This is a genomic window from Photobacterium sp. TY1-4, assembly GCF_025398175.1.
GTDB lineage: Bacteria > Pseudomonadota > Gammaproteobacteria > Enterobacterales > Vibrionaceae > Photobacterium.
In genome coordinates this window covers 282386-301089 of the sequence record NZ_CP099734.1, presented here as the reverse complement: position 1 = coordinate 301089, position 18704 = coordinate 282386, and the positions used below count along the sequence as shown (strand labels likewise).

The 18704-nt window shown below is 48.5% G+C and carries 31 protein-coding genes; all 31 read right to left on the bottom strand.

Features of this window, described 5'->3' with window-relative positions; all coding sequences use genetic code 11:
• Positions 1 to 710: 710 nt before the first annotated feature.
• Complete coding sequence (gene rplQ, locus NH461_RS01495) at positions 711 to 1097, bottom strand: 50S ribosomal protein L17 (RefSeq protein ID WP_007468807.1); 387 nt, start codon at positions 1095 to 1097, stop codon at positions 711 to 713.
• Positions 1098 to 1130: 33 nt separating this feature from the next.
• Positions 1131 to 2120, bottom strand: a complete 990-nt coding sequence (locus tag NH461_RS01490) for a DNA-directed RNA polymerase subunit alpha (RefSeq protein WP_261601596.1) — start codon at positions 2118 to 2120, stop codon at positions 1131 to 1133.
• Positions 2121 to 2143: 23 nt separating this feature from the next.
• Complete coding sequence (gene rpsD / locus NH461_RS01485) at positions 2144 to 2764, bottom strand: 30S ribosomal protein S4 (RefSeq protein ID WP_261601595.1); 621 nt, start codon at positions 2762 to 2764, stop codon at positions 2144 to 2146.
• A 32-nt stretch (positions 2765 to 2796) separates the two neighbouring features.
• On the bottom strand, positions 2797 to 3186 hold the full coding sequence (gene rpsK / locus NH461_RS01480) for a 30S ribosomal protein S11 (RefSeq protein WP_005370963.1): 390 nt from the start codon (positions 3184 to 3186) through the stop codon (positions 2797 to 2799).
• Between the two features lie 19 nt (positions 3187 to 3205).
• Positions 3206 to 3562 carry a 30S ribosomal protein S13 gene (gene rpsM / locus NH461_RS01475; RefSeq protein ID WP_047876506.1) on the bottom strand — a complete coding sequence of 119 codons (357 nt, stop codon included), beginning with the start codon at positions 3560 to 3562 and terminating at the stop codon, positions 3206 to 3208.
• A gap of 145 nt (positions 3563 to 3707) precedes the next feature.
• Positions 3708 to 3821 (bottom strand): 50S ribosomal protein L36, encoded by a 114-nt coding sequence (gene rpmJ, locus NH461_RS01470; RefSeq protein ID WP_000868186.1) that lies wholly within the window; start codon positions 3819 to 3821, stop codon positions 3708 to 3710.
• A 29-nt stretch (positions 3822 to 3850) separates the two neighbouring features.
• Entirely contained in the window at positions 3851 to 5176 is a 1326-nt protein-coding gene (secY, locus tag NH461_RS01465; RefSeq protein ID WP_255389265.1) for a preprotein translocase subunit SecY, read from the bottom strand.
• Positions 5177 to 5198: 22 nt separating this feature from the next.
• Positions 5199 to 5633, bottom strand: coding sequence for a 50S ribosomal protein L15 (gene rplO, locus NH461_RS01460; protein ID WP_261601594.1), 435 nt, complete (start codon positions 5631 to 5633; stop codon positions 5199 to 5201).
• A gap of 5 nt (positions 5634 to 5638) precedes the next feature.
• Positions 5639 to 5818, bottom strand: coding sequence for a 50S ribosomal protein L30 (gene rpmD / locus NH461_RS01455; RefSeq protein WP_107299064.1), 180 nt, complete (start codon positions 5816 to 5818; stop codon positions 5639 to 5641).
• 5 nt (positions 5819 to 5823) lie between these two features.
• The gene (gene rpsE, locus NH461_RS01450) at positions 5824 to 6321 is read right to left on the bottom strand and encodes a 30S ribosomal protein S5 (RefSeq protein ID WP_261601593.1); all 498 of its coding nucleotides are present in this window, start codon (positions 6319 to 6321) and stop codon (positions 5824 to 5826) included.
• 12 nt (positions 6322 to 6333) lie between these two features.
• Positions 6334 to 6687 carry a 50S ribosomal protein L18 gene (gene rplR, locus NH461_RS01445; RefSeq protein ID WP_068330631.1) on the bottom strand — a complete coding sequence of 118 codons (354 nt, stop codon included), beginning with the start codon at positions 6685 to 6687 and terminating at the stop codon, positions 6334 to 6336.
• Between the two features lie 9 nt (positions 6688 to 6696).
• Positions 6697 to 7230 (bottom strand): 50S ribosomal protein L6, encoded by a 534-nt coding sequence (gene rplF / locus NH461_RS01440; RefSeq protein ID WP_261601592.1) that lies wholly within the window; start codon positions 7228 to 7230, stop codon positions 6697 to 6699.
• 10 nt (positions 7231 to 7240) lie between these two features.
• Positions 7241 to 7633: a 30S ribosomal protein S8 gene (rpsH, locus tag NH461_RS01435; protein ID WP_261601591.1), complete on the bottom strand. Its 393-nt coding sequence runs from the start codon at positions 7631 to 7633 to the stop codon at positions 7241 to 7243.
• 36 nt (positions 7634 to 7669) lie between these two features.
• Complete coding sequence (gene rpsN, locus NH461_RS01430; RefSeq protein WP_261601590.1) at positions 7670 to 7975, bottom strand: 30S ribosomal protein S14; 306 nt, start codon at positions 7973 to 7975, stop codon at positions 7670 to 7672.
• A 15-nt stretch (positions 7976 to 7990) separates the two neighbouring features.
• Positions 7991 to 8530 (bottom strand): 50S ribosomal protein L5, encoded by a 540-nt coding sequence (rplE, locus tag NH461_RS01425; RefSeq protein ID WP_255389258.1) that lies wholly within the window; start codon positions 8528 to 8530, stop codon positions 7991 to 7993.
• Between the two features lie 17 nt (positions 8531 to 8547).
• Positions 8548 to 8859: a 50S ribosomal protein L24 gene (gene rplX, locus NH461_RS01420; protein WP_255389257.1), complete on the bottom strand. Its 312-nt coding sequence runs from the start codon at positions 8857 to 8859 to the stop codon at positions 8548 to 8550.
• A gap of 12 nt (positions 8860 to 8871) precedes the next feature.
• Complete coding sequence (rplN, locus tag NH461_RS01415) at positions 8872 to 9243, bottom strand: 50S ribosomal protein L14 (RefSeq protein WP_261601589.1); 372 nt, start codon at positions 9241 to 9243, stop codon at positions 8872 to 8874.
• A 162-nt stretch (positions 9244 to 9405) separates the two neighbouring features.
• Positions 9406 to 9660 carry a 30S ribosomal protein S17 gene (gene rpsQ, locus NH461_RS01410; protein ID WP_261601588.1) on the bottom strand — a complete coding sequence of 85 codons (255 nt, stop codon included), beginning with the start codon at positions 9658 to 9660 and terminating at the stop codon, positions 9406 to 9408.
• Complete coding sequence (rpmC, locus tag NH461_RS01405; RefSeq protein ID WP_261601587.1) at positions 9660 to 9851, bottom strand: 50S ribosomal protein L29; 192 nt, start codon at positions 9849 to 9851, stop codon at positions 9660 to 9662. The genes rpsQ and rpmC overlap by 1 nt, the downstream gene beginning before the upstream one ends.
• On the bottom strand, positions 9851 to 10261 hold the full coding sequence (gene rplP, locus NH461_RS01400) for a 50S ribosomal protein L16 (protein WP_261601586.1): 411 nt from the start codon (positions 10259 to 10261) through the stop codon (positions 9851 to 9853). The genes rpmC and rplP overlap by 1 nt, the downstream gene beginning before the upstream one ends.
• Positions 10262 to 10272: 11 nt before the next feature.
• Positions 10273 to 10962, bottom strand: coding sequence for a 30S ribosomal protein S3 (gene rpsC, locus NH461_RS01395; protein WP_261601585.1), 690 nt, complete (start codon positions 10960 to 10962; stop codon positions 10273 to 10275).
• Positions 10963 to 10981: 19 nt separating this feature from the next.
• Positions 10982 to 11314, bottom strand: a complete 333-nt coding sequence (gene rplV / locus NH461_RS01390; protein ID WP_255389251.1) for a 50S ribosomal protein L22 — start codon at positions 11312 to 11314, stop codon at positions 10982 to 10984.
• Between the two features lie 14 nt (positions 11315 to 11328).
• Positions 11329 to 11607, bottom strand: coding sequence for a 30S ribosomal protein S19 (gene rpsS, locus NH461_RS01385; RefSeq protein WP_007469141.1), 279 nt, complete (start codon positions 11605 to 11607; stop codon positions 11329 to 11331).
• Positions 11608 to 11627: 20 nt separating this feature from the next.
• Positions 11628 to 12452, bottom strand: coding sequence for a 50S ribosomal protein L2 (gene rplB, locus NH461_RS01380; protein WP_261601584.1), 825 nt, complete (start codon positions 12450 to 12452; stop codon positions 11628 to 11630).
• An 18-nt stretch (positions 12453 to 12470) separates the two neighbouring features.
• Positions 12471 to 12773 (bottom strand): 50S ribosomal protein L23, encoded by a 303-nt coding sequence (gene rplW, locus NH461_RS01375; RefSeq protein ID WP_261601583.1) that lies wholly within the window; start codon positions 12771 to 12773, stop codon positions 12471 to 12473.
• Positions 12770 to 13372 (bottom strand): 50S ribosomal protein L4, encoded by a 603-nt coding sequence (rplD, locus tag NH461_RS01370; protein ID WP_261601582.1) that lies wholly within the window; start codon positions 13370 to 13372, stop codon positions 12770 to 12772. Before rplD ends, rplW begins: the two co-directional genes overlap by 4 nt.
• Positions 13373 to 13388: 16 nt before the next feature.
• Positions 13389 to 14018, bottom strand: a complete 630-nt coding sequence (gene rplC / locus NH461_RS01365) for a 50S ribosomal protein L3 (RefSeq protein WP_261601581.1) — start codon at positions 14016 to 14018, stop codon at positions 13389 to 13391.
• Between the two features lie 16 nt (positions 14019 to 14034).
• Positions 14035 to 14346 carry a 30S ribosomal protein S10 gene (gene rpsJ, locus NH461_RS01360; RefSeq protein WP_005302781.1) on the bottom strand — a complete coding sequence of 104 codons (312 nt, stop codon included), beginning with the start codon at positions 14344 to 14346 and terminating at the stop codon, positions 14035 to 14037.
• A 497-nt stretch (positions 14347 to 14843) separates the two neighbouring features.
• Positions 14844 to 15032, bottom strand: coding sequence for a (2Fe-2S)-binding protein (locus NH461_RS01355; protein ID WP_261602800.1), 189 nt, complete (start codon positions 15030 to 15032; stop codon positions 14844 to 14846).
• 261 nt (positions 15033 to 15293) lie between these two features.
• Positions 15294 to 16478, bottom strand: a complete 1185-nt coding sequence (gene tuf / locus NH461_RS01350) for an elongation factor Tu (protein WP_261601580.1) — start codon at positions 16476 to 16478, stop codon at positions 15294 to 15296.
• Between the two features lie 101 nt (positions 16479 to 16579).
• Complete coding sequence (fusA, locus tag NH461_RS01345; RefSeq protein WP_261601579.1) at positions 16580 to 18676, bottom strand: elongation factor G; 2097 nt, start codon at positions 18674 to 18676, stop codon at positions 16580 to 16582.
• Positions 18677 to 18704: the final 28 nt, after the last annotated feature.

Genomic DNA, 18704 nt, shown 5'->3' with positions numbered 1-18704 from the left:
GAAGAAACGGCTCAGTGATTACTGATTTCTTGCCGCCGCTTTTTAAAAAAGCAGAAGCAAAAATAAATTGACTGTGCTGATACCGAAGTATCAATTTGGTCACTCAGTTCACTGATAAATCTTTTGACTATCATTTCACGAGTGCCCACACAGATTGCATGGTCAAATTGTTAAAGAACAAATTATTCAACTAGTTAACTTCGTGCTTGAGGTTTACCGTTGAACAGGGCAGCCATTCTATCGAATCAATTTTCAGTGTCAAACACTTTTTCAAAATTAATTCTTGGTACCTTACTGTGGAATCCAGCTCGCTGTTTGCTTGCTTCGTCCCTGTCAGTGAGGCGGCATTATAGAGAACCAAATCCACTTGGCAACCCTAAATTTCAAAAAAAAACACGAACGATGAAAAACCAACCACAAGCACACAAAAACGCTGTCTTTTGATACTCCCCTCTCCTCATTTCCGATTTTTATCATATCGAAGAGCAAGCAACAGCAGTACAACACGGTGTGAATGGTAAGTGCATCCCGGTAATCAAACCGAAATTAATAAGCAGAGAAAGAGAAGAGAAAAGAAAGAGGAAAAACTTTGCAAACTCAGTAAAGGGCAAAACGAAGGATTCATTTGTATCACAACGGCGAAACCCAAACCGCAGGTATAAAAAAAGCCGAGTCAATGACTCGGCCTCTTTCATTTAACGCGCATTTGCTTATTCAGCAGCAGCTTCTTCCTGAGCTTCAGGACGGTCTACTAGCTCGATGTAAGCCATAGGGGCTTTATCGCCAGCACGGAAACCGCATTTCATAATGCGAGTGTAACCGCCTGGACGCTGAGCGAAACGTGGACCTAATTCGTTAAATAGTTTCGCAACAACTTCGTTATCACGAGTACGTGCGAATGCCAGACGACGGTTAGCAACACTGTCAGTCTTAGCTAGGGTAATCAATGGCTCAATTACGCGACGCAGCTCTTTTGCCTTAGGCAGGGTAGTCTTGATAAGCTCGTGACGTACCAGAGAGCCAGCCATGTTGCTGAACATCGCTTTGCGATGGCTGCTGTTGCGGTTGAGTTGACGACCACTCTTACGATGGCGCATGACCTAATCCTTCTAACTAGATATCAGTAACTATTAATCTTCAGCGATTGATGCTGGCGGCCAGTTCTCTAGACGCATACCCAGAGACAGACCACGTGAAGCCAGCACGTCTTTAATTTCAGTCAAAGACTTCTTACCCAGGTTAGGCGTTTTCAGTAGCTCAACCTCGGTACGCTGAACAAGATCACCGATGTAATGGATCGCTTCTGCTTTCAGACAGTTAGCAGAGCGAACAGTTAGTTCAAGATCGTCTACAGGACGCAGTAGGATCGGATCGAACTCAGGCTTCTCTTCTTTCTCTTCAGGAACTCGTACATCACGCAGATCTACGAATGCATCCAGTTGCTCGGCCAGAATTGTAGCCGCGCGACGGATAGCTTCCTCAGGATCAAGCGTACCGTTTGTCTCCATATCGATAACCAACTTGTCCAGGTCTGTACGTTGTTCAACACGTGCAGCCTCAACAGCGTAAGCGATACGGTCAACTGGGCTGAAAGTTGCATCAACTAGCAGACGACCAATTGGGCGCTCATCTTCTTCAGAATGAATACGAGCAGACGCTGGTACGTAGCCACGACCACGTTCTACCTTGATGCGCATGCTGATGTCAGCATTGTCATCAGTTAGGTGGCAGATTACGTGCTCTGGGTTCGCAATCTCAACATCACCGTCGTGGGTGATGTCACCTGCAACAACAGGGCCTGCACCAGACTTATTCAGAGTAAGGATAACTTCGTCTTTACCCTCAACCTTAACGGCCAGGCCTTTAAGGTTCAGAAGGATCTCAAGAACATCTTCCTGTACTCCTTCTTTGGTGCTGTACTCGTGTAACACACCGTCGATCTCTACTTCAGTGACAGCACAACCCGGCATTGAAGATAGTAGGATGCGACGTAGAGCATTACCTAGGGTGTGACCGAAACCACGCTCTAGCGGCTCAAGAGTTACTTTTGCATGCGTCGTGCTAACTTGTTCAATATCAACAAGACGCGGCTTAAGAAATTCTGTTACAGAACCCTGCATTGTGTCCTCTCTTAACTATAGCCTTACTTAGAGTAAAGCTCGACGATCAGGTGTTCGTTGATGTCGGCAGACAAATCAGAACGTTCTGGAAGACGCTTGAACGTACCTTCCATTTTGCTGTTGTCTACTTCGACCCAAGTCGGTAGTTCACGCTGAGTAGCAACTTCTAGAGCTGCTTTGATGCGTGCTTGGTTCTTAGCTTTCTCACGAACGCTAACAACGTCGTTAGCCGCTACCTTGAAAGAAGGAACGTTTACGACTTGACCGTTAACTAGGATCGCTTTGTGGCTTACCAGCTGACGTGCTTCAGCACGAGTTGAGCCGAAGCCCATGCGGTAAACTACGTTATCCAGACGACCTTCCAGAAGTTGCAGCAGGTTTTCACCTGTGTTGCCTTTCAGGCGAGCAGCTTCTTTGTAGTAGTTACGGAATTGTTTTTCCAGAACGCCGTACGTACGACGAACTTTTTGCTTCTCACGAAGCTGAACGCCATAGTCAGATAGACGACCGCGACGAGCGCCGTGTACACCTGGTGCGTTATCGATTTTACACTTGGTATCAATCGCGCGAACGCCAGACTTAAGGAACAAGTCTGTACCTTCACGACGGCTAAGCTTCAGCTTAGGACCCAAATATCTTGCCATGTTCTTTCTCCAGTTTTCCTAGAAACGAAACGTTATACGCGACGTTTCTTAGGTGGACGACAACCGTTATGAGGGATCGGAGTCGCATCAACAATGTTAGTGATACGGAAACCCGCAGCGTTCAGAGCGCGGATAGTAGACTCACGACCTGGACCTGGGCCCTTAACCATAACTTCCAGGTTCTTAACGCCATATTCTTTGGCCATTTCACCACAACGCTCAGCAGCAACCTGTGCAGCGAACGGCGTAGATTTACGAGAACCACGGAAACCAGAACCACCGGCAGTTGCCCAAGACAGAGCATTACCTTGACGGTCAGTAATGGTTACGATTGTGTTGTTGAAAGAAGCATGAATGTGCGCAACGCCATCAGCAACTTGCTTACGTACGCGCTTACGAGCGCGAGTTGGTTGTTTTGCCATTGTACTCTACCTTATCCGATTATTTTTTGATCGGCTTGCGCGGACCCTTACGGGTACGTGCGTTGGTTTTAGTACGCTGTCCACGTAGTGGTAGACTGCGACGATGACGAAGACCACGGTAACAACCAAGGTCCATTAGACGCTTGATGTTCATGGAAACTTCACGACGTAGATCACCTTCTACAGTGTACTTGGCTACACCATCACGCAGTAGATCGATCTGCTCTTCAGTCAGTTCACTGATCTTAACATCTTCAGCAATACCCACTTCAGCTAGGATAGCTTTTGAGCGAGTTTTACCGATGCCGTAGATCGCAGTAAGAGCGATTACAGAATGTTTATGATCAGGAATGTTAATGCCTGCAATACGGGCCACTATTCACTCCTAGTACTTTTCAAGAATAACCGCTGCAAAGCCCGTTTAGGATACGCAGCGGTGGGACAATTCTTTTGCACACACAAAAGATTGGTTGGCTAATTTAGCCAACCTACCTTCAATTTGCAAGAAATATTTCTGCTAATTAGCCTTGGCGCTGTTTGTGCTTTGGCTCACTGCAAATTACACGCACAACACCGTTGCGCTTGATAACTTTACAGTTACGGCAGATTTTCTTAACGGAAGCACGAACTTTCATTGCTAAACTCCGTAAATGGATAACTAGTCTTATCGGCCGTGGCCTTTAAGGTTAGCCTTTTTCAAAACAGACTCATATTGTTGAGACATCAGATGTGTCTGAACTTGAGCCATGAAGTCCATAATAACTACAACTACAATCAGTAGTGATGTACCGCCGAAGTAAAAGCGGACATTCCATGCAATCATCATAAACTCGGGGATCAGACAGATAAAGGTAATGTACAGAGCACCTGCCAGTGTCAGGCGAGTCATCACTTTATCAATATACTTCGCGGTCTGCTCACCCGGGCGAATACCAGGTACGAACGCACCAGACTTCTTCAAGTTATCCGCTGTCTCGCGCGGGTTGAACACCAACGCGGTATAGAAGAAACAGAAGAAAATAATCGCAGCAGCATACAGCATAACATACAGTGGCTGACCTGGGCTGAGCGCCAGCGAGATATCGCTGAGCCAACCTAGATTCTCATTCTGACCGAACCACTGAGCCAGTGTGCCCGGGAACAGAATAATACTGGATGCAAAAATCGCTGGAATTACCCCTGCCATGTTGATTTTCAACGGCAGGTGAGTGCTCTGCGCAGCAAAAACACGACGGCCTTGCTGACGTTTGGCGTAGTTGACGACGATACGACGCTGACCACGCTCCATGAACACTACAAAATAAATTACAGCGAAAGAGATAACTGCAATTAATAGTAGAAGAAGTACGTGCAATTCACCTTGACGTGCTTGCTCTACGGTCTGTCCAATAGCCGGCGGCAAACCTGCAACGATACCAGTAAAGATAATTACTGAAATACCGTTACCAATGCCACGCTCGGTAATCTGCTCACCCAACCACATCAGGAACATGGTACCGGTGACCAAACTCACTACCGCGACAAAGTAAAATCCGAGGCCCGGATTAATCACCAGGCCTGGGATCATACTTGGTAACCCCGTTGCAATACCAATTGCTTGGAAGGTTGCCAAAACAAGCGTGCCGTAACGAGTGTACTGGCTGATCTTACGACGGCCAGACTCCCCTTCCTTTTTCAACTCGGCCAAGGCCGGGTGAACAACCGTCAGCAGCTGGACAATAATCGATGCCGAAATATACGGCATGATCCCCAGCGCCAAGATGGAAGCACGCTCAAGTGCACCACCAGAGAACATGTTAAACAGTTCAATGACGGTGCCCTTTTGCTGTTCGAACAGATCGGCAAGTACAGCAGCGTCAATACCAGGAATAGGCACAAAGGAGCCGGCTCGGAAAATTAAGATTGCACCTAATACAAAAAGTAGGCGAGTCTTAAGCTCTGCTAGGCCACCTTGGGCGCTACGAAAATCTTGTCCTGGTTGTTTAGCCATCTGTACCTCATCCTCGAGTTAATTATTCCTCGATTTTACCGCCTGCAGCTTCGATCGCAGCTTTAGCGCCTTTAGTTACGCGTAGACCTTTCACTGTAACTGAGCGAGCGATTTCACCAGAAAGTACAACTTTCACGAACTCGATGTTCTTAGTGACTACGTTCGCAGCCTTCAGTGTTTCTAGGCTTACTACGTCACCTTCAACTTTCGCCAGCTCTGCTAGACGAACTTCAGCTGTTACCAGGCTCTTGCGAGAAGTAAAACCGAATTTTGGTAGACGCTGTTTCAAAGGCATTTGACCGCCTTCGAAGCCTGGACGTACAGAACCACCTGAACGTGACTTCTGACCTTTGTGACCACGGCCACAAGTTTTACCCAGACCTGAACCGATACCACGGCCTACGCGCTTCGCAGAAGGCTTAGAACCCGCAGCCGGAGATAGAGTATTCAAACGCATTCTGATTACTCCTCAACTTTAACCATGTAGATAACTTTATTGATCATGCCGCGTACGCAAGCAGTATCTTCAAGTTCTACAGTGTGGTTGATGCGACGTAGACCCAGGCCACGCAAAGTAGCTTTGTGCTTAGGCAGACGGCCGATTGAGCTCTTGGTCTGCGTTACTTTAATAGTCTTTGCCATGTCGATTACTCCAGAATTTCTTTAACAGAAAGACCACGCTTCGCAGCGATCATTTCTGGAGAGTTCATGCCACTCAAACCGTCAATAGTCGCGCGAACGATGTTGATTGGGTTTGTAGAGCCGTATGCTTTTGCCAGAACGTTGCGAACGCCCGCAACTTCCAGAACTGCACGCATTGCACCACCGGCGATGATACCAGTACCTTCTGATGCAGGCTGCATGTACACTTTAGAACCAGTGTGGCGGCCTTTAACAGCGTGGTGCAGAGTACCGTCGTTTAGGGCAACATTAACCATGTTACGACGAGCTTTTTCCATCGCTTTCTGGATCGCAGCAGGTACTTCACGTGCCTTGCCGTAACCGAAACCAACGCGACCGTTACCGTCACCAACTACAGTTAGTGCAGTAAAGCTGAAAATACGACCACCTTTAACCGTCTTAGATACACGGTTAACAGCGATCAGCTTTTCATGCAAATCTGATTGAGTTTTTTCGTTAGCCATCTTCCGCCTACCTTAGAATTTCAGACCAGCTTCACGAGCAGCTTCTGCTAGTGCAGCAACACGGCCGTGGTATTGGAAACCAGAACGATCGAATGCAACGTTAGAGATGCCTTTTTCAATCGCGCGCTCAGCAATAGCTTTACCTACAGCTGCAGCAGCGTCTTTGTTACCGGTGCTCTTAACCTGCTCACGGATCGCTTTTTCTACTGTAGAAGCGGCTGCGATTACCTCAGAACCATTTGGTGCGATAACCTGCGCGTACACGTGACGTGGCGTGCGGTGTACAACCAGGCGGGTTGCACCCAGCTCAGCGATCTTACGACGTGCACGGGTCGCACGACGGATACGAGATGCTTTCTTATCCATAGTGTTACCTTACTTCTTCTTAGCTTCTTTAGTACGCACAACTTCGTCGGCGTAACGAACACCTTTACCTTTGTAAGGCTCAGGGCTACGGTAAGCGCGAATATCAGCAGCAACCTGACCAATCAGCTGCTTATCAGTACCTGTCAGTACGATTTCAGTCTGGGTTGGACATTCAGCTTTGATACCTGCTGGTAGTTCGTGCTCAACTGGGTGCGAGAAACCTAGGGTCAGACCAACAGCGTTGCCTTTGATAGCAGCACGGTAACCAACACCCTTAAGAATCAGCTTCTTAGTGAAGCCTTCAGTAACACCAACAACCATGTTGTTAACTAGTGCACGTGCAGTACCTGCTTGTGCCCAAGCTTTTTCGACACCTTCACGAGGGCCGAAAGTGATTGCGTTTTCTTCCTGGGAAAGAACTACTGCATCATGGATAGTGCGAGTTAGTTCGCCCTTGCCACCTTTTACAGTGATTTCCTGGCCGTTAAGTTTAACTTCTACGCCGGCAGGAATTACTACAGGTGCTTTTGCAACACGAGACATTTCCTACTCCTTAAGCTACGTAGCAGATAATCTCACCGCCAAGACCCGCTTTGCGAGCAGCGCGGTCAGTCATCAGACCTTTGGAAGTGGATACAACAGCAATACCCAGGCCGCCCATCACTGAAGGCAGAGCATCTTTTTTCTTGTAGATGCGCAGACCTGGACGTGATACACGTTGGATTTGCTCAATAACTGGGTTCGCTTCGAAGTACTTAAGAGTCACTTCTAGCTCAGGCTTCACTTCACCAGCAATGGTGTAGTCAGCCACATAACCTTCTTCTTTCAGCAGTTTAGCGATAGCAACTTTCAGCTTAGAAGATGGCATTTTAACAGCAACTTTTTTCGCTGCCTGACCGTTGCGAATGCGGGTCAGCATATCCGAAATCGGATCTTGCATGCTCATAAGTCAATTACTCCGTGATTCTAATTTGGTAACAAATTACCAGCTAGCTTTACGCAGACCCGGAATCTCGCCTTTCATGCAAGCTTCACGAACCTTGATACGGCATAGACCAAACTTACGCAGGTAGCCGTGTGGACGTCCAGTCTGGTTACAGCGGTTACGCTGACGAGACTTCGCAGAATCACGTGGTAGTGACTGAAGTTTAAGCACTGCATTCCAGCGGTCTTCTTCAGACGCGTTCACGTCGTTGATTAGAGCTTTCAGCGCAGAACGCTTTTCAGCGAACTTTGCTACTAGCTTGGCGCGTTTTACTTCGCGCGCCTTCATGGATTCTTTAGCCATTAGTAACCCTTACTTTTACTTACGGAATGGGAAGTTAAAAGCAGATAGCAGAGCACGAGCTTCTTCGTCAGAATTCGCAGAAGTCGTAATCGTGATGTCTAGACCACGTACACGATCAACTTTATCGTAATCGATCTCTGGGAAGATAATCTGCTCACGAACGCCCATGCTGTAGTTACCACGACCGTCGAATGATTTCGGGTTCAGACCACGGAAATCACGGATACGAGGAACAGCAATTGAAATTAGACGCTCGAAAAAGTCCCACATACGTTCGCCACGTAGAGTTACTTTACAGCCAATAGGGTAGCCCTCACGGATCTTAAAGCCAGCAACAGACTTACGTGCTTTAGTGATCAGCGGCTTCTGACCTGCAATTGCAGTCATGTCAGCAGCTGCGTTCTCTAGCAGTTTTTTGTCGTTGATCGCATCGCCCACACCCATGTTCAGTGTGATTTTTTCGATCCTTGGGACTTGCATGATGCTCTTGTATTCGAACTTGTCAGCAAGCTCTTTTACAATAGTCTCTTTATAGTAATCATGCAGTTTCGCCATAGTGTACTACTCCAGAATTACTTGATAGTTTCGCCAGTCGATTTGAAGAAACGGACTTTTTTGCCGTCTTCGAATCGGAAGCCTACACGGTCCGCTTTACCTTCACCGTTTACGATTGCAACGTTAGAAGCGTCAATTGCTGCTTCTTTTTCAACGATGCCACCTTGGATGCCCATAGCCGGTACAGGCTTCTGGTGCTTCTTCACAAGGTTGATACCTTCAACGATGATTTTACCGGTTGCTAGAACCTTAGATACTTTACCTTTCTTACCTTTGTCTTTACCAGTAAGAACGATAACTTCGTCGTTGCGACGGATTTTAGCTGCCATTTGAATTACTCCTTACAGTACTTCTGGCGCTAGTGAAACGATCTTCATGAACTTATCGTTACGAAGCTCACGAGTCACAGGGCCGAAAATACGAGTACCGATTGGTTGCTCAGTGTTGTCGTTCAACAATACACAAGCATTACGGTCAAAACGAATGACAGAGCCGTCTGGACGACGTACGCCTTTACGAGTGCGCACAACCACCGCTTTCAGTACATCACCCTTTTTAACTTTACCGCGTGGAATTGCTTCCTTAACAGTAACTTTGATGATGTCACCGATATGTGCATAGCGACGGTGTGAACCACCCAGAACCTTAATACACATTACGCTACGAGCGCCGGAGTTATCGGCAGCTTCTAGCATACTTTGCATTTGGATCATGTTAGTGCTCCGCTAATTTAAAACATCTAGACCCATCACGGGTCGCTTTGCCTTTTCTACAAAGGCGGCGAATGATAACACTCTTTTCGCCCGATGGGTAGACAAAAAATAAACGGCCCCAAAATTTTCGGGGCCGCTCAGTTAGGATGTTGTCAAGTTCGCTTAGACGCGAGCTTTCTCAACTACGCGAACCAGAGTCCAAGACTTCGTCTTAGACAGTGGACGGCACTCACGAATTTCAACAGTATCGCCTTGGCCACACTCGTTGTTTTCGTCGTGTGCATGCAGTTTAGTCGTGCGAGTGATGTACTTCCCGTAGACTGGGTGTTTCACCTTACGCTCGATTGCAACAACGATAGACTTGTCGCCTTTGTTGCTAACTACACGACCTTGCTGAGTACGAATTTTCTCGCTCATTATGCGCCAGCCTTCTCAGTCAGAACGGTTTTAACACGTGCGATATCGCGACGTACAGCTTTCAGAGTGTGAGTCTGCTGTAGTTGACCAGTCGCAGCCTGCATACGCAGGTTGAACTGTTCGCGCAGAAGGCCCACAAGCTCAGCATTCAGCTCTTCAACGCTTTTAGCGCGCAGATCTTGTGCTTTCATCACATCACCGCCTTAGTTACGAATGTAGTCTTGATAGGTAGCTTACGTGCAGCAAGATCGAATGCTTCACGAGCCAGTGCTTCAGGAACACCATCCATTTCGTACAGAACTTTACCTGGTTGAATCTGGGCTACCCAGTATTCAACGTTACCTTTACCTTTACCTTGACGAACTTCAAGAGGCTTAGAGGTAATTGGCTTGTCTGGGAAGATACGAATCCAGATTTGACCTTGACGTTTAATGTGACGAGTCATAGCACGACGAGCCGCTTCAATTTGGCGAGCAGTGATACGACCACGACCAACAGCTTTCAGACCAAATGTGCCGAAGCTTACGTCAGTACCGTTCGCTAGACCGCGGTTACGACCCTTATGAGCCTTGCGGAATTTAGTGCGTTTAGGTTGCAGCATCGATAAACTCCTTATTTACGGCCTTTGCGCTGCTTCTTAGGCTTGTCAGCCTTTGGCTCAGCAACTGGCATGCCGCCCAGAACTTCACCTTTGAAGATCCAAACTTTAACGCCGATTACACCGTATTGGGTGTGAGCCGAAGAAGTTGCGTAATCAATGTCAGCACGTAGAGTGTGCAGAGGCACACGACCTTCACGGTACCACTCGGTACGTGCGATTTCAGCACCGCCAAGACGGCCGCTTACTTCTACTTTGATACCTTTCGCGCCAAGACGCATAGCGTTCTGAACCGCACGCTTCATCGCGCGACGGAACATCACACGACGCTCCAGCTGAGACGTAATGCTGTCTGCAACCAGTTGACCGTCTAGCTCAGGCTTACGTACTTCTGCGATGTTGATCTGAGCTGGAACACCAGCGATCTTCGCAACGTGAGCGCGTAGTTTTTCTACGTCTTCACCTTTCTTACCGATTACAACACCTGGGCGAGCAGTGTGAATAGTCACACGGATGCTCTTCGCAGGACGCTCGATAACGATGCGTGACAGAGACGCTTTAGATAGTTCCTTAGTCAGGAACTGACGTACCTTGAAGTCGCCGTCTAGGTTGTCAGCGAACTCTTGGCTGTTAGCAAACCAAGTGGTATTCCATGGCTTAACGATGCCAAGACGAATACCATTAGGATGTACTTTTTGACCCATTGCTTTCTCTCCTAGTCTCTTAGCGGTCTGCTACAACAACAGTGATGTGGCTAGAACGCTTCAAGATGCGATCGGCACGGCCTTTAGCACGAGGCATAATACGCTTCATGGTAGGACCTTCGTCAACGAAGATTTTCGCAACATTCAGATCATCGATGTCTGCGCCTTCGTTGTGTTCTGCGTTAGCGATAGCAGATTCCAGAACTTTCTTGATCAGATCAGCAGCTTTTTTGTTGCTGAACTGCAGAATTTCCAGAGCTTGTGCAACTGGCTTACCGCGCAGTTGATCTGCAACCAAACGTGCTTTCTGCGGTGAGATGCGAGCAAAGCGATGTTTAGCGATAGCTTCCATTACCTATACTCCTCTTAGCGCTTCTTAGCTTTCTTATCCGCAGCGTGACCGCGGTAAGTGCGTGTTGGTGCAAATTCGCCAAGCTTGTGACCGATCATTTCTTCAGAAACGAAAACAGGAACGTGCTGACGACCATTATGGACAGCGATGGTCAAACCGATCATCTGAGGGATGATCATTGAGCGACGGGACCAAGTCTTAACAGGCTTCTTGTCACCGCTTTCCACCGCTTTCTCTACCTTCTTCAGCAAGTGCAGGTCAATAAAAGGACCTTTCTTGAGAGAACGTGGCATGGCTTATCCTCTGATATAAATTACTTGTTACGACGACGTACGATGTACTTGTCGGTACGCTTGTTCTTACGAGTCTTGTAACCCTTAGTCGGTACACCCCATGGCGTCACTGGGTGACGACCACCAGAAGTACGACCTTCACCACCACCGTGTGGGTGGTCAACTGGGTTCATTACAACACCACGTACAGTTGGGCGAACACCGCGCCAGCGTGAAGCACCGGCTTTACCCAGTTCACGTAGCATGTGCTCTGCGTTGCCAACTTCACCTAGAGTCGCGCGACCTTCGGCCAGAACTTTACGCATCTCACCAGAACGCAGACGCAGAGTCACGTAAGTGCCTGCACGTGCAACGATCTGAGCATAAGCACCAGCTGAACGAGCCAGCTGAGCACCTTTACCTGGCTTCAGTTCAACACAGTGTACAGTTGAACCTACTGGGATGTTGCGCATTGGTAGTGTGTTACCAACTTTGATCGCAGCATCTGCGCCAGACTGGATAGAGTCACCAGCTTTCAGACCTTTCGGTGCGATGATGTAGCGACGCTCACCGTCTGCGTACAGAACCAGAGCAATGTTTGCGCTACGGTTTGGATCGTATTCTAGGCGCTCAACTTTCGCTGGGATACCATCTTTAGTACGTTTGAAGTCGATGATACGGTAAGCATTTTTGTTACCACCACCGATGTGACGTACTGTGATACGACCGTTATTGTTACGACCACCAGTCTTAGATTTTTTCTCTAGTAGTGGCGCGTACGGCTTACCCTTATGCAGGTCAGAGTTAACCACTTTAACAACGTGGCGACGACCTGGGGAAGTCGGCTTACATTTTACAATAGCCATTCTTCTTTGCTCCTAGTCTTACTCTGCACCGCCAGCGAAGTCGATGTCCTGACCTTCTTTCAAGATTACATACGCTTTTTTCCAGTCGCTACGACGGCCTTCACGCATACCTTGACGTTTGGTCTTACCCTTGGCAACAAGAGTGTTTACAGACTTGACTTCAACCTCAAACAGTTTTTCAACTGCTGCTTTGATCTCTTTCTTCGTTGCGTCTTTCGCTACTTTGAAAACGATAGTGTTACCGTTTTCAGCAGCCATAGTCGCTTTTTCAGAGATGTGCGGAGCACGTAGAACTTTTAGAATACGCTCTTCAGTGATCATGCCAGCATCTCCTCAACTTGTTTAACTGCATCAGCAGTCATCACAACTTTATCGAAAGCAATCAGGCTCACTGGATCGATTGCCTTAGCATCGCGTACGTCAACCTTGTACAGGTTGCGCGCTGCCAGGAATAGATTCTCATCTAGTTCGCCAGTTACGATCAGTGCATCAGTCAGCTCAAGCTCTTTCAGCTTGGCAACCAGTGCTTTAGTTTTAGGTGCTTCAACTGAGAAGTTGTCAACAACGATCAGACGCTCTTGACGAACCAGCTCAGACAGAATGCTCTTCATAGCACCACGGTACATTTTCTTGTTAACTTTCTGGCTGTGGTCTTGTGGACGAGCAGCGAAAGTTACACCACCGGTACGCCATAGTGGGCTACGGATTGTACCTGCACGAGCGCGGCCTGTACCTTTCTGGCGCCATGGCTTCGCGCCACCACCAGAAACGTCAGAACGAGTCTTCTGAGCACGTGTACCTTGACGAGCACCTGCTGCGTAAGCAACAACTACTTGGTGTACAAGCGCTTCATTGAAATCACGCCCAAAAGTAGCTTCGGAGACAGTTAGCGCGTCAGCGCCTTTGACTACCAATTCCATTACTAACTCCTTGACGTTACGCTTTAACAGCTGGTTTAACGATCACGTTGCCACCTGTCGCACCTGGGACTGCACCTTTGATGAGCAGCAGGTTACGTTCAGCGTCAACACGCACGATCTCTAGGTTTTGAGTCGTTACACGCTCAGCACCCATGTGACCAGCCATTTTCTTGCCTTTGAATACGCGACCTGGAGTCTGACACTGACCGATAGAACCAGGAGCACGGTGAGACAAGGAGTTACCATGGGTCATATCTTGAGTACGGAAGTTCCAGCGCTTAACAGCACCTTGGAAACCTTTACCCTTAGATGTACCAGTAACGTCTACTTTTTTAACTTCGTTGAACAGCTCAACAGTCAGCTCAGCGCCAACAGCAAACTCTTCATTGTTTTCCAGACGGAATTCCCAAAGACCGCGACCTGCTTCGATACCAGCTTTGGCAAAGTGGCCAGCTTCTGGCTTAGAAACACGGTTAGCTTTCTTTGTACCAGCAGTTACCTGGATTGCGTTGTAGCCGTCAGTGTCTACAGATTTAACCTGAGAAACACGGTTCGCTTCAACTTCAACCACAGTTACTGGGATAGAAACGCCATCTTCGGTAAATACGCGGGTCATGCCCACTTTACGACCGATTAGACCAATCATTCTCTTATCTCCCCGATTAACCTAGGCTGATCTGAACGTCAACGCCAGCAGCTAGATCTAGACGCATTAGAGCATCAACAGTTTTGTCTGTTGGCTCAACGATGTCGATAAGGCGCTTGTGAGTACGGATTTCGTACTGGTCACGTGCAGTCTTATTTACGTGTGGAGAAATAAGAACAGTGAAACGCTCTTTGCGAGTAGGCAGAGGGATTGGACCCTTCACCTGAGCACCGGTGCGCTTGGCTGTTTCTACGATTTCCGCAGTAGACTGGTCGATCAAACGGTGATCGAAAGCCTTGAGGCGGATACGAATACGTTGGTTCTGCATGAGACAGAGCTCCAATTAAAAAATTTACACAAACAATATCGCCACTCAGACTCGTTAAGACGAGAGAATGCCGATTGATTTATGTGAACGTAGTGTCCCTATCGGACACATTGTCAGCCAATTAAATGACTGCGAACATAAGTCAGAGTATACATTGCTAAGCTGTCTAGCAGCTTCTTCCTCAATGCTTATTGGTTCACAACTGCAGTTACGAGAATCAATATCTCGGGCAGTGGCGAGCATTATACAGATCACGTTTTTCAGTGCAACCCCTTGGGTGAAAAATAATCATCCATGCGGAATGCGGAATGCGGAATGCGGAATGCGGAATGCGGAATGCGGAATGCGGAATGCGGAATGCGGAAAATTAAGGATTAAGCAATTGCGTGTCAAGTGAGAGCAGCGCGCTGATAAACCTGGAAGCCATGAACAGTGCGAGTGTGGCTGCCAGCAGATCTGCCCCAGCTGTAGCCGTCCTCGTTTTTTTGCTGCGGGGATCAGCTGGCTTTCTGGTACGTTTTTGCCACGGTGTCTTCTATCACCTCTTTGGCAGTCCGGATGCATTTGCCGCACTGTGAGCCCAGCGGCGTAATTTGGCGAATGCCGCGGACATCGGTGAGCCCGTGCTCCAGGGTGAGCTTCATGATTTTTTTATCGGTAATTCCGTGACACAAACAGACGTACATTTTTGTTCCAGCTTTCTTGGTGACCACAAAAATATAAACAAGAATAGTTTTCATTACTACTATTTTCTGCCCCATCTGTTAGATGCTTTTGCTCTTAACCCCGATAATATATTCTAAATAATAATATACAGACACTAATGTATAGCTATATGTACTATACACATACTGCCCATTGAGCCGTGCCGACCCAACGGGTTTTGGACGATCAAAAAAGGGAGCCGAAGCTCCCTTTTTCAGGTTCGTCATTAAGACAATCGCAAATTAAGCGACGATCTTAGCAACAACACCAGCACCAACGGTACGGCCACCTTCACGGATTGCGAAGCGCAGACCTTCGTCCATTGCGATTGGAGCGATCAGCTCAACAACCATCTTGATGTTGTCGCCTGGCATTACCATCTCAACGCCTTCTGGCAGCTCGATAGTACCAGTCACGTCAGTTGTACGGAAGTAGAACTGTGGACGGTAGCCTTTGAAGAACGGAGTATGACGGCCGCCTTCGTCTTTAGACAGAACGTATACTTCTGACTCGAACTTAGTGTGCGGAGTGATTGAACCAGGCTTCGCCAGTACTTGACCACGCTCAACTTCGTCACGCTTAGTACCACGCAGCAGAACACCAACGTTCTCACCGGCACGGCCTTCGTCCAGAAGCTTACGGAACATCTCAACACCAGTACAAGTAGTAGTGATAGTGTCTTTGATACCGATGATAGCAACTTCGTCACCAACAGTGATGATACCTTGCTCAACACGACCAGTTACAACAGTACCACGGCCTTGGATTGAGAATACATCTTCGATTGGCAGGATGAATGGCTTGTCGATCGCACGCTCTGGCTCTGGGATGTAGTTGTCCAGGGCTTCAGCCAGCTCAACAATCTTGTCTTCCCACTCTTTCTCGCCGTTCAGGGCGCCCAGAGCAGAACCCATGATTACTGGGCAGTCGTCACCTGGGAAGTCGTACTCAGACAGCAGTTCACGAACTTCCATCTCAACCAGCTCTAGCAGCTCTTCATCATCAACCATGTCACACTTGTTCATGAATACGATGATGTAAGGGATACCAACCTGACGACCCAGCAGGATGTGCTCACGCGTCTGAGGCATAGGGCCATCAGTTGCAGCAACAACCAGGATACCACCGTCCATCTGCGCAGCACCAGTGATCATGTTTTTAACATAGTCGGCGTGTCCTGGGCAGTCTACGTGTGCGTAGTGACGAGACGGAGTATCGTACTCTACGTGAGAAGTAGAGATTGTGATACCACGCTCACGCTCTTCTGGCGCGTTGTCGATAGACGCGAAGTCACGAGCGGCACCGCCGTAAACTTTTGCCAGAGTAGTACAGATAGCTGCAGTCAGAGTAGTTTTACCGTGGTCAACGTGGCCGATAGTACCAACGTTAACGTGCGGTTTCGTACGTTCAAATTTTTCTTTAGACACGATCGTGTTCCTTCCTAGTTAAGATACGCCCCCTACTAGGTCAGGGGGCGCGTCCGAAGAGTGTATTCTATGCGTCAACGACGATTGACGCAATATTCAAATTAAGAGCGCTCAGCAATAATTCGATCGGCAACATTCTTAGGAACTTCAGCATATTCACTGAACTCCATCGAATAGGATGCACGACCCTGAGTCGCTGAACGTAGGTCAGTTGCGTAACCAAACATCTCTGCCAATGGAACCTGGGCACGGATGATCTTCAGACCCGCAGGGCCCTCATCCATCCCTTCGATCATGCCGCGGCGACGGTTCAGGTCGCCCACAACATCACCCATCCAATCTTCCGGTGTGGTTACTTCAACTTTCATCATTGGCTCAAGAATAACAGGGTTCGCTTCAAGCGCCCCTTTCCTGAAGGCCATTGAGCCCGCGATCTTAAACGCCATTTCGCTGGAGTCAACATCGTGGTAAGAACCGTCGAACAGGGTCGCTTTGACATCCAGAACCGGATAACCTGCCAGGACACCGTTATTCATCTGCTCTTCGATACCTTTGGCAACCGAGCTGATGTATTCTTTCGGAACCACACCACCGACGACTTCATCGACAAAGACAAAACCTTCGCCTTGCTCTGACGGCTCAATTTTCAGCCAGACATGACCGTACTGGCCACGACCGCCGGACTGACGTACGAACTTGCCTTCAACTTCCGTCTTCCCACGAATGGTTTCACGGTATGCAACCTGAGGTTTACCCACGTTACATTCGACGCTGAACTCACGCTTCATACGGTCAACGATGATGTCCAGGTGCAGTTCACCCATACCAGAGATCAGTGTCTGACCGGTTTCATCATCCGTCTCGACGCGGAACGATGGATCTTCTGCAGCCAGTTTACCCAGCGCGATCCCCATCTTTTCCTGGTCCGCTTTCGACTTCGGCTCAACAGCAATCTGAATCACCGGCTCCGGGAACTCCATGCGTTCCAGGATTACGCGATGCTCCGGATCACACAGGGTATCCCCGGTGGTAACGTTCTTCAGACCGATTGCTGCTGCAATGTCGCCCGCGCGAACTTCTTTTACTTCTTCACGCTTGTTCGAATGCATCTGTACGATACGACCGAAACGCTCACGCTTCTCTTTGACAGAGTTGTAAACCGTATCTCCAGAGTTCACCACACCGGAGTACACGCGCATGAAGGTCAGAGAGCCCACAAACGGGTCGGTCGCGATCTTAAACGCCAGCGCAGAAAATGGTTCTTCATCGCTGGAATGACGTTCAATCTCGTTTCCTAATTCATCTTCACCGCGGATCGATTTCACGTCCGTTGGCGAAGGCAGGAATTCAACCACAGCATCCAGTACTGCCTGAACCCCTTTGTTCTTAAATGCTGAACCACAGGTCGCCAGTACGATCTCATTCGCCAGCGTACGCTGACGCAGACCGGCTTTAATCTCGGCTTCAGACAAGTCACCTTCTTCCAGGTACTTGTCCATCAGCTCTTCAGAAGCTTCTGCCGCAGATTCCACCAGGTTCTGGCGCCATTCCTCGGCAAGCTCGACCATATCCGCCGGAATGTCCTCATAGGTAAATGTCATCCCCTGGTCGGCTTCATTCCAGTTGATGGCCTTCATCTTGATAAGGTCAACAACGCCTTTAAATTCTTCTTCAGCACCAATGTTCAATTGGATTGGCACTGGGTTCGCACCAAGACGGTTTTTAATCTGCTCGACCACGCGCAGGAAGTCGGCACCGGCACGGTCCATCTTGTTTACGAATACCATACGAGGAACATGGTATTTATCAGCCTGACGCCATACAGTTTCAGACTGAGGCTCAACCCCGGAAGAACCACAGAACACAACAACTGCACCGTCAAGCACACGCAGGGAACGCTCAACTTCAATGGTGAAGTCAACGTGTCCCGGAGTATCGATGATATTTACGCGGTGTTCAGGAAATTGCGCTTCCATACCACGCCAGAAGGTCGTTGTCGCAGCAGAAGTGATGGTGATCCCACGCTCCTGCTCTTGCTCCATCCAGTCCATGGTAGCTGCGCCGTCGTGAACTTCACCGATTTTGTGAGACAGGCCTGTATAAAACAGGATACGCTCGGTCGTTGTTGTTTTACCGGCGTCAACGTGAGCACAGATACCGATATTGCGGTAGCGCTCGATAGGCGTTTTACGAGCCACGGCTGTATCCTCTTGCTAAGGGGGGCCT